At 73.9% G+C, this 13,170-nt stretch carries 11 protein-coding genes; 2 read left to right on the forward strand and 9 right to left on the reverse strand.

The window, feature by feature from the left end:
- Window positions 1-153: 153 nt before the first annotated feature.
- The 5 genes from BLT76_RS04295 to BLT76_RS04315 all read right to left on the reverse strand — a co-directional run bounded on the left by BLT76_RS04295 (window position 154) and on the right by BLT76_RS04315 (window position 7,430).
- On the reverse strand, window positions 154-2,883 hold the full coding sequence (locus BLT76_RS04295; protein WP_090851235.1) for a LuxR family transcriptional regulator: 2,730 nt from the start codon (window positions 2,881-2,883) through the stop codon (window positions 154-156).
- 141 nt (window positions 2,884-3,024) lie between these two features.
- Window positions 3,025-4,923, reverse strand: a complete 1,899-nt coding sequence (locus tag BLT76_RS04300) for a penicillin-binding transpeptidase domain-containing protein (RefSeq protein ID WP_090851238.1) — start codon at window positions 4,921-4,923, stop codon at window positions 3,025-3,027.
- A 48-nt stretch (window positions 4,924-4,971) separates the two neighbouring features.
- Complete coding sequence (locus BLT76_RS04305; RefSeq protein WP_244509252.1) at window positions 4,972-5,937, reverse strand: SGNH/GDSL hydrolase family protein; 966 nt, start codon at window positions 5,935-5,937, stop codon at window positions 4,972-4,974.
- A gap of 82 nt (window positions 5,938-6,019) precedes the next feature.
- A complete protein-coding gene (locus tag BLT76_RS04310) occupies window positions 6,020-6,955 on the reverse strand; it encodes an SGNH/GDSL hydrolase family protein (RefSeq protein ID WP_090851241.1) in 936 nt (311 codons plus the stop codon).
- Window positions 6,956-7,019: 64 nt separating this feature from the next.
- Window positions 7,020-7,430 (reverse strand): MerR family transcriptional regulator, encoded by a 411-nt coding sequence (locus BLT76_RS04315; RefSeq protein ID WP_090851244.1) that lies wholly within the window; start codon window positions 7,428-7,430, stop codon window positions 7,020-7,022.
- Between the two features lie 28 nt (window positions 7,431-7,458).
- Between BLT76_RS04315 and BLT76_RS04320 the strand changes: the two genes are divergently transcribed.
- A complete protein-coding gene (locus BLT76_RS04320; protein WP_090851247.1) occupies window positions 7,459-8,385 on the forward strand; it encodes an NAD(P)/FAD-dependent oxidoreductase in 927 nt (308 codons plus the stop codon).
- Window positions 8,386-8,394: 9 nt separating this feature from the next.
- On the opposite strand, the gene BLT76_RS04325 is transcribed toward BLT76_RS04320, so the two are convergent.
- The 4 genes from BLT76_RS04325 to BLT76_RS04340 form a co-directional block, all read right to left on the reverse strand.
- On the reverse strand, window positions 8,395-8,691 hold the full coding sequence (locus BLT76_RS04325) for a hypothetical protein (protein WP_090851250.1): 297 nt from the start codon (window positions 8,689-8,691) through the stop codon (window positions 8,395-8,397).
- A gap of 38 nt (window positions 8,692-8,729) precedes the next feature.
- Complete coding sequence (locus BLT76_RS04330; protein WP_090851252.1) at window positions 8,730-10,475, reverse strand: DEAD/DEAH box helicase; 1,746 nt, start codon at window positions 10,473-10,475, stop codon at window positions 8,730-8,732.
- 79 nt (window positions 10,476-10,554) lie between these two features.
- A complete protein-coding gene (gene glmS, locus BLT76_RS04335) occupies window positions 10,555-12,396 on the reverse strand; it encodes a glutamine--fructose-6-phosphate transaminase (isomerizing) (protein WP_090851255.1) in 1,842 nt (613 codons plus the stop codon).
- A gap of 56 nt (window positions 12,397-12,452) precedes the next feature.
- Window positions 12,453-12,716, reverse strand: coding sequence for a hypothetical protein (locus BLT76_RS04340; RefSeq protein ID WP_244509253.1), 264 nt, complete (start codon window positions 12,714-12,716; stop codon window positions 12,453-12,455).
- Between the two features lie 235 nt (window positions 12,717-12,951).
- On the opposite strand from BLT76_RS04340, the gene BLT76_RS26525 reads away from it, so the two are divergent.
- Window positions 12,952-13,086, forward strand: a complete 135-nt coding sequence (locus BLT76_RS26525) for a hypothetical protein (RefSeq protein ID WP_257024109.1) — start codon at window positions 12,952-12,954, stop codon at window positions 13,084-13,086.
- Window positions 13,087-13,170: the final 84 nt, after the last annotated feature.

Below are 13,170 nucleotides of genomic sequence, written 5' to 3' on the forward strand. Positions count from 1 at the left end.
GAGGGAGCACTTTGAAGGCGACCGAACCCCTTGCCGACCCCATGCGGCGAGGGGTTCTCCCTTGTCCGGGAATGGTCCCCACCGCCCCGGACGCCAAGAGGCGCGGGTCCCCGGTTCCTCACCGGGCACCCGCGCCTCTCGCTCGTCGTGGGGCTATTCCGGCGGAGCCGGCACCAGCAGCGCCGCGAGCTGGGTGCGGGAGCGCACGTCGAGCTTGCGGTAGATCCGGGTCAGCGTGGCCTCGACGGTCTTGACGCTGACGTAGACCCGTTCCGCGATCTCCCGGTTGCTGGCGCCCTGGGCGACCGCCCGCGCGATCCGCGCCTCGGTGTCGGTCAGCTGGTCCAGCGCGGGGTCGTCGCTGACGTCGGCGCGGGTCGGCTCCAGCTCGGCGCCGACCTGGTCGGCCCACGAGCGGGCGTGGAGGGAGACGAACAGGTTGCGGGCCTCCTCGAGCGCGGCCCGCGAGGCGGCCGCCCGGCGCCGGCGCCGTTCGAGGTGGGCGCGGCTGACCAGCGCCCGGCCGAGCTCGATGCGCAGGCCGACGTCGGCGAAGACCTTCGCGGCCCGGTCGAGCAGCAGCAGCGCCCCGTCGGCGTCGCCGCGGGCGTTGAGCAGCTCGGCCTCCGCGCGGTCGAGCTGGGCCGAGACCCCCTCGGTGCCGGGCCGGCCGTCCAGGCCGTGCCGGGCCTCGGCGACCAGGTCCTCGGCGTCGTCGAGCTGGCCGAGCCGGACGAGGGTCTCGACCAGCTCGGGCTGCCAGCGGTTGACGGTCGGATCGCCGATGCCGTGCGCGCGCTCGATGGACCGGATCCGGGTCAGCGCCTCCCGGGCGCCCTGGGCGTCGCCCGAGCGCAGCCGGGCCTGACCCAGGAGCAGCAGGTGTCGCTGGAGGTAGCGCGTGTCGCCGCGCTCCTCGGAGGCGAGCACCCCGCGCTCGGCCAGCGTGCGGGCCGTGGACAGGTCACCGCCGGCCAGCTCGGCCAGGGCCTGGATGAACCAGCTGGTGTGCAGGTCGAGGGCGAACTCCTCGCCGACCCGGGCCGCGCGGGCGGCGTACTCGAGCGCCTCGCGGCAACGGCCGGACCGGGCACCGACCTCGACCAAGCAGCGCAGCACGTGGACCTGGTCCATGCCGGCGCCGCGCTCCACCTGGGCGAGCATCGCGAGGTAGGCGGCCCAGGCCTCGTCGAGGCGGTCGTCGTAGAAGTCGAACCGGGCGGCCATGTAGGCGGGCGAGGTGTGCACGAACCCGGTGCTGCCGCCGCTCGTCCCGCTCTCGGCCAGGCGTACGGCGCGGTCGATCGGGCCGCGGTGGTCGCCGCCGGTCCAGCGCCGCGAGACCGCCAGCGCGGTCAGGGCCACCGCCGAGCTCTCGACGTCGCCGGCCCGGTCGAGCAGCGTGACCGCCTGCTGCGCGCCGTGGGCCGCGGCGTCCGGTCGGGACTCCATCAGCGCCACGCGTGAGCGCTGCAGCAGCACCATCGCCACCAGCCGGTCGTCGTCGCCCGCGTCGGCGAGGGCTGCGGTGAGCACCTCGTCGAGCGCGGTCACGGGCGAGCCGGCGAGCTCCGGCAGGGCGAGCCGGACCCGCACCGTCTGGGCCGGGCTCGCGTTCGCCTCCAGGATCTCGGCCAGCGCCTCCTGCACGATCTCGACGTGGTTGCCGGGGGCCGCGGTCTCGATCGCCGAGGCCAGCCACTCCACCCGCTCCTCGGCCAGCTCGACCGGCGCCCGGTCGGCGGCCAGCAGGTAGAGCTCGGCGGCGATCTCGCGGCCACCGGCCTCGGCCGCCTCGCGGGCGGCGACGCCGAGCTCGCGGGCCAGGTCGTGGTCGGGCCGCGGGTCGGCGAGGGCCTGGTGGCGGATCCGCTCCGCCTCGGTGGTGGCGACCGCGGCGAGCTCACGGTGCAGCTCGCCCCGACGGTGTGCGGGAGTCAGCTCGGCGGTCACCGAGCGGAGCACCGTCGGCGTGAACCGCAGGGCGCCGTCGGTCCGGACGAGCACGCCGGCCTGCACCAGGCGTCGTACGTCGTCGTCGGCGGCGATCCGGCCCGCGCGCTCGAGCTGGCGCAGCGTCGGCCGGTGCAGCAGCGCGGCGTGCACCAGGGTCTCGCGGAGGTCGTCGGGCAGTGCCGCCACCCGGTCGCGCAGCACCCGCTCGATGCTCGCCGGCAGCGGGCTCGGCCCGCCGAGGAGGGTCGGCCGCTCCCGGATCGCGCCGCAGAGGGCCAGGGCCAGCGCCGGCACCCCGCCGGACTCGGCGTGCACCCGCTGGGCGACGTGGGCGGGCAGGCCGTGGCTGCCGAGCAGCTCGATCATCGTGGGCGCGTCGAGCGGGGGTACGTCGAGCGCGTGCAGGTCGGTCACGTCGATGCCGGTGCCGGCGTCCGGACCCACCGCGACGACCATCCGGACCCGCCCCGGCAGCCGCCGGCGGCTGTAGCCGAGGACGCAGGCCGACTCGGGGTCGAGCCACTGGACGTCGTCGAGGAGCACCAGCACCGGCCCACGGCGCGAGACCACGTCGAGCAGGCCGTGCAGGACCGCGCAGAGCGACGACCGCATCTCGTCGGAGGAGTCGAGCCCCCCGAGGCCGGTCGCCAGCCGGTCGCGGGCCTCGTCGGGCAGGCTCGCGAGCAGACCCGGCGGCAGCTGGTCGACCAGATCGCGCAATGCCGCGAAGGGCAGCGAGTGCTCGGCCGCCGCGCCGCTGGCCCGCAGCACCAGCGTCGACGGCTCCTCGCGGGCCTCGGCCTCGAGGATGTCGAGCAGCGCGCTCTTGCCGATCCCCGCGGGGCCGTGGAGGGCGACCGGCAGTCCCTGCCCGAGGAGGTCGTGCACCTCCCCCAGCAGGTCCGGCCTACCCATCACCCGAGACATGGAACGACCACGGTACGTCCGCGCCTCCGGCCGCCGACAGGCGTGCGCCGTGTGAAATGGGCCCACCGGGGGTGGAAGGTTCCGGACCTCGCCGATAGTCGCTGACGTTCGGCAGGGACGGGAGCGGCAGGACGTCAGGGACTATCGCGCCGCTCGGAGGAACTCCTTCAGGATCGGGCCGGCGGTGCGGGAGCCGGACTCGCCGACCTCGACGAAGACGGCGACGGCCAGGTCACCCTGGGCGGCGATCATCCAGGCGTGGGTGCGGACCGGGTCGCTGCCGAACTCGGCCGTGCCGGTCTTGGCGATCGCGGCCGGGCCGGGCAGGTCGGCCAGGGCGCGGCCGCTGCCCTCGGTGACGACGCCGCGCAGCATCCCCTTCAGGGCCTTGGCCTCGGCGGCGCTCAGCGGCTGGGCGCCGTCGGGCGCGCTCACCTGGACCGAGGGGACCAGCTGCGGGATCACCAGCGAGCCCTGCTGGACCGAGGCGATGACCGTGGCCATCACCATCGGCGAGGCCAGGACGGTGCCCTGGCCGATGGTGTTGGCCGCCGCCTCGGTCTCCGAGCCGGCCGCCTTCACGCTGCCGAGGAAGGCCGGGAAGCCCAGGTCGTGGTCGAGGCCCATGCCGAGGGACACGGCGGCGTCGTAGAGGCCGGTGCCTCCGAGGCGATCGGTCTGGGAGATGAAGGCGGTGTTGCAGGAGTTGGCCACCGCGGAGCGCAGCGGGATCCGTCCGGTCGCGCCGCTCGGGTAGTCGGAGTAGTTCTTGAACCGCTTGCCGTCGACCACGATCGTGGAGGTGCAGGGCACCCGGGTGTCGGGCGTCAGTCCGGCCCGCAGCAGGGCCAGGCTGGTGACGGTCTTGAACGTCGAGCCCGGCGCGAACTGGCCGAACGTCGCCATGTTGTAGCCGTCGGTGCCCGGCCCGTTGGCCGCCGCGAGGATCGCCCCCGTGCTGGGCCGGATGGCCACCAGGGCGCTGGCGGGCCTCACGTCGGCGAGCAGCCCCTCGGCGGCCAGCTGCAGGTCGGGGTCGAGGGTCAGCTCCAGGGTGCCGCCGGTCCGGGCGTCGGCACGGAACAGCTCGCGCTCCGCCTCGCCCTCCTCGCCCGCGTCCGTGACGGCACTGACCACCACGCCGGGCTCGCCCTGGAGCAGGTCGTCGTAGCGGGACTGCAGCCCGGACAGGCCCGCCTGGTCGCCGGCGGCGTACTTCTCCGGCTCGTCCTTGACCATCTCGGCGGTCACCTCGCCGACCGTGCCGAGGATCGGCGCGGCGAACTCGCGGGTCGGGGCCAGCGGCTGCTCGTCCTGGATGGCCAGGACCGCGGGGTCCTGCTCGGCCAGCCGGGCGGCGGCCGCGGGGACGTCCTCGCGGCGGTAGGTGATCGCCTCCACGAACGCCGCGTCGCCGGCCTTCGCCACCTCGTCGGCGTACGACGCCGCGTCGATGTCGACCACCCGCGCCAGGCCCCGCGCGGCCTCGACGGCCTGGGCCTTCGGCACGGCCGACCGGTCGACGCCGAGTCGTACGACGGGCCGCAGCGTGACCAGGGTCTGCCCGCCGTCGCCGGTGATGTCGCCGCGCCGGGCGGCGATCGGCGTGGTGTCGAGCACCTCGCCCTCGGCCAGCGACGGCTCGACCAGCGCCGGCGACCAGGCCACCCGCCACTCGTCGTCGACCAGCTCCAGCGGCGCCTCCGTGGTGTAGGTCCACGGCTGGGCGCCCACCGGCCAGGACCAGGCGAGGGTCGCCGTCGACTCACCGTCGGTCGCGTCGGCGACGTCCTCCACGGTGACCGTCGGCTCCACGTCGCCGAGCCCCTCCACCACCGAGGAGTACGACGCCGTCGCCTCCGCCGCCGTGGCGTCGGTGAACACCACCTGGGCCAGGTCGCCGCCGGCCAGGCCGGTGGCCAGGTCGGCCGCGGCCTGGTCGGGCTCGGGGTCCGCGAGCCGGTCGGCCACCTGGTCGCAGGAGCTGAGCAGCCCGGTCACCAGGAGCACGGCGGTCGAGGCCAGGAGGACGCGTCGCATGGCCCCTCTTCTACCAGCCGGCACCGACCGGACCGTGCTGCGGACGCCTCAGGGGTGTCGCCGCAGCCAGGCCTCGAGGTCGATGCCGTGGCGCCGGGCGGCCCGCCTGGCCTGCTTCGTGCGCGGGTCGGGCTTGCGGAACGGCGCGACCCGCGTTCCCGCCGTCCGCGCGAGGGGAGCCGGGCTCGCGACCCCGGTGCGGGCGGCCGGCCCGGGTCCTCGCAGCAGCGGTCGCACCACGGGCAGCAGGCCGGAGGCGTGCCCGGCGCGGTTGGGGTGGTAGCTCTCGCCGACCGGCACCGAGAGCCCGTTGAGCCAGGCCGGGTCGTCGCAGACGGCGTGCCCGCCGAACCGCTTCGAGGGGTCGGCGAAGGCGAACCCGGCGGCCCGGGCCGCGGCGGCGATCCGGGCGTTGAGCAGGTCGCCGGTCGCGTTCAGCTGCTGCTGCTCGGCCCGGGTGAACCAGGTGCCGAGGTCGCAGTCGGTCCCCTGGAACACGCGCGGGTAGCCGACCACCACCACGCGGGCGCGCGGGGCCCGGGACCGGACCTCGGCGTACAGGGCGCGGAGGCGGGCCGGCAGGGTGTCGCGGATGAAGGCCCGCGCCCGGGCGACGGCGGGGTCGCAGTCGAGCAGCCACCACGGGGTCGCGCAGGTGGTCAGCACCCCGGCGAAGCCGGCGTCGTTGCCGCCGACCGAGAGGGTGACGAAGCGCGTGCGGCTGCTCAGGGCCGCCAGCTGCGAGGCGCGGACGTGGGCGATCGTCGCGCCCGAGCAGGCACGGAACCGCAGCGTCCAGCCGCGCGCCTTCGCCAGCAGGGCCGGATAGGCGTAGGACGACCGCTGGCAGTCGCTGCCGTCGTCGAGGTAGCGGCCAGTGCCGACCCCCGACGCGTAGGAGTCACCGAGCGCGGCGTAGACCGGCGGCGCGGCGGCCCGGGCCGGCGGCGCGGCGGTCAGGGGGGAGAGGAGCAGGCCGAGCACGAGCCCGGCGGTGGTGAGGGGACGGCGCACGAGCGACCTCCGAGGTCCGGCGGCCGCCCCGATGCGGCCGCCGGATCACTGAAGCACTCGGCTCCGACGGCCGCCACCGACGTCAGCGCGCCTGGGGAGGAGCGCGGAACGGGTCCTGCTCGATGACCGCGTCGCGGTCGGCGTACCGGCGCTGCTCGCGGGTCTGCGCGGGCGCGTCGGCAGCTGCGTCGCGCCGTACGTCGGCGGTGACGCGGAGCCCGGAGCCGGTGAGCAGCGGGGCCACCAGCGGCGCGTAGCCGTCGGCGTGACCGGCGACGTTCGGGTGGTAGCTCTCGTCGATCGGGCTCGAGAAGCCGTTCAGCCAGGCCGGATCGTCGCAGACGGCGTGGCCGGTGAACGCGGAGGTGGGATCGGCGAAGGCGAAGCCCGCGCCGGAGGCGGCGCTGGCCAGCACACCGTTGAGCTGGTCGGCGGTCTGGTTCAGCAGCGCCTCGTCCTCCGGGGAGAAGAAGGTGGCGGCGTTGCAGTCCTCGCCCATGAAGACCCGCGGGTAGCCGACCACCACGACCTGCGCCGCCGGGGCGGCCGACCGGATCGAGGAGTAGAGGCCGCCGAGCGCGCCGGGCAGGGTGTCGGAGACGTAGGCCTGGGCACCGGCCACGGCGCCCGCGCAGTCGCTGGCCCACGCCGGCAGCGCGCACTCGGTCAGCACGTCGGCGAAGCCGGCGTCGTTCCCGCCCACGGAGATCGTGACGTACGACGTCGACCCGCTCAGCGCGTCGAGCTGGGTGCTCGCCACGTCGGGCACGGTCGCCCCGGAGCAGGCGCGCAGGTTGAGCGCCAGGTCCTGCGCCGCGGCGATCAGCCCGGCGTACGACGAGGTCGAGCGGCGGCACTCGCTGCCGTCGTCGAGGTAGCTCCGGGTGCCGAGGCCGGAGGAGTACGAGTCGCCGAGGGCGACGTACTCCTCACCGGCGGCGGAGGCGGGCGGTGGCGCCAGGGAGACCAGGGCGACGGTGGCGGTGAGGGACACGAGGGCGGGACCGAGACGGGGCACCGATCGAACGTAGGACGGTGCCGCGGGCGCCCGGAAGGGCGCGGCGCGAGGACAAGGGGAACCCCTACGCGGCCGCCTCGACCAGGTCCGCGACGAACCGCTGGAAGTTGGGGCAGGTCGCGACGTCGTGGGCCCGGCAGGACAGCGCGTGCTCGGTCATCTCGCGCGAGCGCTCCATCTCGGCCATCCGCCGCGCGAGGTCGTCGAGGTGCGCCTGCAGCACCCGGTGCCGCTCGGGCGCGTCCGCGTCCAGGAGCACGGCGATCTGGTCGAGGCCCATGCCGGCGTCCTTGCTCCGGACGATCGTGGCGACCCGGGAGAGGTCGTCGATCCCGTAGCGCCGGCGGCCCGCGCCGTCGCGCGCGGGCCGCAGCAGGCCGACGTCCTCCCAGTGCCGCAGGACGTGCGTGGCGAGCCCGAACTTGGCCGCCACGTCGCCGACCGACCAGGGCGTCCCCTCACGACTTGACTTCATGTTGACATGAAGTCACATCCTCGTTCCCATGACAACTCCCGAGCTCCTCGACCCCCCTGTCGACGTCGTCGTGATCGGCGGCGGACCCGCCGGCCTGCAGGCCGCCCTCACCCTCGGCCGGATGCACCGGACGGTCGTGCTCCTCGACTCCGGGGAGTACCGCAACGCCCCCGTCGAGCACCTGCACAACTTCGTCACCCACGACGGCCGCGACCCGGCCGAGTTCCGCGCCCTGGCCCACGCCGACCTGGCCGCCTACGACACCGTCGAGGTACGGCGCACCGCAGCCACCGTGGTCTCGGAGGAGGACGGCCTCTTCTGGGTCGAGCTCGCCGACGGCTCGGCCATGACCGCCCGCAAGGTCGTGCTGGCGACCGGTGTCCGCGACACCCTCCCCGCCAAGCCGGGCCTGACCGAGCTGTTCGGGACCGTGGCCGCGCACTGCCCGTTCTGCCACGGCCACGAGTTCGCGGACCAGCACGTCGTCCTGCTCGGTGCCGGTCCGCACGCGCCCCGGATGGCGGCCATGCTCGGCCCGATCGCGGCCCGGCTGACCGTCCTCACCGACGGCGCACCCGTCGACCCGGAGGTCGGGGACGCGCTGGTGGCCGCGGGGGTGGCGGTGCGGACCGAGGAGGTGACCGGGTTCTGCCGCAGCGCCACCGGCGCGACCGTGTCCTTCGCGAGCGGCCCGGCCGAGGAGGCCGGCGGCCTCTTCGTCGCGACCACCTTCGCGCAGTCCGCCCCGTTCGCCGAGCAGCTCGGCCTCGACCTGCTGCCGTCCGGCTGCGTGCGCATCGACGCCTTCGGCCGCACCAGCCGCCCGGGCGTGTTCGCCGCGGGCGACCTCGCCCACCTGGAGGAGCTGCCGATGCCGATGTCGGCCGTGCTCACCTCCGCCGCCGCCGGCCTGGTCGCCGGCGCGGCGGCGGTGCAGGAGCTGGCGGTCGGCTGACGGGACCCGTCAGCCGAAGGAGAACGTCGTGGCGGCGACGACGACGAGCGTGTGCAGGAAGCTCGCTGTCAGCACGGCCGTCAGACCCAACCAGGGCAGGACGGCACGCCCCCGCGTCTCGAGGACCGCGACGACGGTCCCGACCACCAGGGCCGCCAGCACCACGAGCGGCAGGACCAGCTCGATCACGGGCACGCGCGCCGAGACCACGGACGGGGGCACCACGAACCAGGCGAGCCAGACGGCCGCGGCCGCGATGCCCAGCAGCGGCACCCCGACGTCGACGACCTGCCGTTCGCTGCTCACGCAGGCATGGTGGCAGAGACCGGCGGGCCTTCGCAGGCTCAGCGGGACTTGTGGCGCGGCTTCCGGTCCGGGCGGTCGTCGTACGACGGGCGGCTGGTCGGGCGGGGGCCGTTGTCCTTCTGAAGCTCGATCAGCTTCCCGGAGATCCGGGTGCCGCTGAGCGCGTCGAACACGGTGCCGGGCAGGTCGGCCGGGAGCTCGACGAGCGAGAAGTCCGGGCGGATCTGGATCTGGCCGAAGTCGGCGCGACGCAGGCCGCCCTCGTTGGCGATGGCGCCGACGATCTGGCGCGGCTCGACCTTGTGACGCTTGCCCACGTTGATCCGGTACATCGCCATCGGGACGTCGCTGCGCGCACCCCGGCGCTCGCGGGACGCGGACCGCTCGGGGCGCTCGCGCTCCTCGAAGCGGGGCTCGCGGATCGGCTTCTCGGCGGCCGGGTCGAGCAGCAGCGGCTCGTCGCCCTGGGCCACGACGGCGAGGGCGGCGGCGACGTCGGCCTCGGGTACGTCGTGGTGGCGGACGTAGTGGTCGATGATGTCGCGGAACCGCTCGATCCGGGCGGTCTGCTCCAGCGCCGCGGTGATCTGCTCGTCGAAGCGGGTGAGCCGGGTGACGTTGATGTCCTCCGGCGAGGGCAGCTGCATCTGGACCAGCGGCTGGCGGGTGGCCTTCTCGATGTGCTTGAGGAGGTAGCGCTCGCGCGGGGTGACGAAGGAGATCGCGTCGCCGCTGCGGCCGGCGCGACCGGTGCGGCCGATCCGGTGGACGTAGGACTCGGTGTCGGTGGGGATGTCGTAGTTGACGACGTGGCTGATCCGCTCGACGTCGAGGCCGCGGGCGGCCACGTCGGTGGCGACCAGGATGTCGAGCTTGGCCGCCTTCAGCTGGTTGACGGTCCGCTCGCGCTGGGCCTGGGCGACGTCGCCGTTGATCGCGGCGGCGCTGAACCCGCGGGCCCGCAGCTTCTCGGCGAGGGTCTCGGTCTCGCTCTTGGTGCGGACGAAGACGATCATCCCCTCGAAGTTCTCGACCTCGAGGATGCGGGTGAGCGCGTCGACCTTCTGCGGGTAGCTGACCATCAGGTAGCGCTGGGTGATGTTGGCGGCGGTCGCGGTCTTGCCCTTGACCGTGATCTCCTGCGCGTCGTTCAGGTACTTCTTCGAGATCCGGCGGATCTGCGCCGGCATGGTCGCGGAGAACAGCGCGACGTTCTTGTCCTCGGGCGTGCTGGCCAGGATCGTCTCGACGTCCTCGGCGAAGCCCATGTTGAGCATCTCGTCGGCCTCGTCGAGGACCAGGAAGCGCAGCTCCGACAGGTCGAGGGTGCCCTTGTCGAGGTGGTCCATGATCCGGCCCGGGGTGCCGACCACGATGTGCACGCCGCGACGCAGCGCGGACAGCTGCACGCCGTACGCCTGACCGCCGTAGACGGGGAGCACGTGGACGCCCTTGAGGTGGGCGGCGTACTTCTCGAACGCCTCGCAGACCTGGAGCGCGAGCTCACGGGTGGGGGCGAGGACCAGCGCCTGCGGCGACTTCTGGCGTACGTCGAGCCGCGACAGGATCGGCAGCGCGAAGGCCGCCGTCTTGCCGGTGCCGGTCTGCGCCAGGCCGACCACGTCGCGGCCGGAGAGCAGCGGCGGGATGGTCGCGGCCTGGATCGCCGAGGGCGTCTCGTAGCCCACGTCCTTCAGCGCGCGGAGCACGGCGTCGTCGAGGCCCAGGTCCGCGAAGGTGGTCTGCTGGGCGGGGGTCTCGACTGCTTGGTCCTCGGTGCTCACCCGTCAACGGTAGTGGTATACGCCTCAGCCGCCACCTTCGTGGTCGCGGTGGGCTGGGTCACGCGCCCCTCGCCCGCCCTCACTCCACCGTGACGGACTTCGCCAGGTTGCGCGGCTTGTCGATGTCCAGACCCAGGTGCAGCGCCGCGTGGTAGGCCAGCAGCTGCAGCGGGACGGTCAGCAGGATCGGGTCGAGCTCGCGCTCGTTGCGGGGTACGGCGATGCGCACCGCGTCCAGCTCGCCCAGGTCGACGTCCTCGTGGGTGACCACGACGAGCGGGCCGCGTCGGGCCGCGATCTCGTGCAGCGCCCCGACGTTGCGGTCGGTCAGCTCGTCGCTCGGGACGACCGCGACGGTCGGCAGCGCCTCGTCGATCAGCGCCAGCGGGCCGTGCTTGAGCTCGGAGGTCTGGTAGGCCTCGGCGTGCCGGTAGCTGATCTCCTTGAACTTCTGCGCCCCCTCCCGCGCGACCGGGAAGCCGCGGACCCGACCGATGAAGAAGAGGCTGTCGGCCTCGGCCAGGCGGGCGGCCGCGGCGGCCAGCTCCTCCTCCTGCTCGAGGATCTCCGCGATCTGGCCGGGCAGCCGGTTGAGGCCCGCGATCAGCCGCTTGCCGTCGGCGATCGACAGGTCGCGCACCCGGCCGAGCTGCAGGGCGAGCAGCGCGAACCCGACGAACATGTTGGTCAGCGCCTTGGTCGAGGCCACCGCGACCTCGGGGCCCGCGTGCAGGTAGATGCCGCCGTCGCACTCGCGCGCGATCGCGCTGCCGACGACGTTGACCAGCCCGATGACCCGGCCGCCCTTGCGCCGGATCTCCTGGACGGCGAGCAGCGTGTCGATGGTCTCGCCGGACTGGCTGACCGCGACGTAGAGGGTGTCCGGCTCGATGATCGGGTTGCGGTAGCGGAACTCGCTGGCTGCCTCCGCGTCGGCGGGGATCCGGGCCAGCTCCTCGACCAGCGAGGCGCCCATCTGCCCCACGTAGTACGCCGAGCCGCAGCCGAGGATCTTCACCCGGCGGATCGCGCGGGTCTCGCGCGGGTCCATGTTGAGCCCGCCGAGGTGGGCGGTGCCGAACCGCTCGTCGAGCCGGCCGCGCAGCGCCCGCTCGGTCGACTGCGGCTGCTCGTGGATCTCCCGGTGCATGAACGAGCCGCCCGCGGCGTGCACGGCGTCGCTCGCGTCGTACGCCGAGGGGTCGATGTCGACGGTCCGGGCCAGGGTCGCGGTCGCCGTCAGGTCCTGGCGGTACGTCGTGAAGCCGGTCGCCGTCAGCGTGGCCATCTCGCCGTCGTCGAGGTGGGCGACGGTGGTCGTGTAGCGGACCAGGGCGGCCAGGTCGGAGGCGACGTGCATCTCCTTGTCGCCGACGCCGATGATCAGCGGGCTGCCGTTGCGGGCCACGACGATCCGGTCCGGGAAGTCGGCGTGCACGACGGCGACGCCGTACGTGCCCTCGATCACGGCGAGCGCGTCGGCGACCCGGCCCTCGAGGGTGTCGGCGTCGGAGCGGGCGACCAGGTGGGCCAACACCTCGGTGTCGGTGTCGCTGACCAGGTCGACCCCGTCGTCGGCGAGGAGCTTCCGCAGCGCGGAGGCGTTGTCGATGATCCCGTTGTGGACGACGGCGACGTCGCCCTTGGTGTCGGTGTGCGGGTGCGCGTTGGCGTCGGTGGCCGGGCCGTGGGTCGCCCAGCGGGTGTGGCCGATGCCGACCTTGCCGGCGAAGCGCTTCGGCAGGTCCTCGGCGAGGTCGCGGACCCGGCCGGCCTTCTTGGCGACCTTCAGGGCGCTGCCACTCGCCCCCAGGACGGCGACGCCCGCGGAGTCGTAGCCGCGGTGCTCGAGGCGGGTCAGGCCCTCCAGGAGCAGCGGGGCCGCCTGCTGGGTGCCGATGTAGCCGACGATGCCGCACATAAAGAACCTCTTTCGGTGATCGAGTAGCGGCCGACGAAGGAGGCCGCGTATCGAGATCAGGTGTAGACGATGCGCCGCAGCTGGCGCTCACTGAGCTCGGGTGCGCCGACGACGCGATCGGCCAGCTCGGCCGCGATCTGCGCGAAGATCTCGGGGTTCTTCGCGCCGTACGTCTTCAGGTGCGCGTGCCGCCGCCGGACGTAGGCCTCCACCGGCTCGGCGTGGAACGCGACGACGTCCTCGACGACGCGTTCGGCCTCGGCGGTGGTGAGCCCGGTCGTGGCCACGAGGTGGGCGACCAGGTCCGGATCAGCGAGCACGACAAGCACTCTGACCATTCATCGGCACGTCGTGCAACTTCCTGCCCGAAATCGGGCAGGAATCGTCAGTTGTGGGTATTGGATGGCCACCCTCCGACCGAGTGGGGGACCGGCGGTGCGCACACCCCGCTTCCAGGGTCGAAATGGAGGAGTGGGCACCAATTCTCGGCTCTTCTGGCTATCCGCGTGGGGATCGGGTACCTTAGGTGAACAGAAGATGAACAGGAGGTGTCCCATGAAGGAATCCACGATGACCGGCGAGCTCGAGATGCACTGGATCTCCGTGCTCGGCCCGGACGGCCGGACCCGCATGGAGGCGCGCTGGCTGGTGGTCGGCGAGGCCGACGCGCTGGCTCCCCACGCCGCCTGACGACCCACACGTCCCACGCCGACGAGGCCGTGAACCCACCCGGGTTCACGGCCTCGTCGCACGTCCGCACACAGAAGTTCCGAG

This window comes from Nocardioides lianchengensis, from assembly GCF_900101465.1.
In the GTDB taxonomy this organism is placed as follows: domain Bacteria; phylum Actinomycetota; class Actinomycetes; order Propionibacteriales; family Nocardioidaceae; genus Nocardioides; species Nocardioides lianchengensis.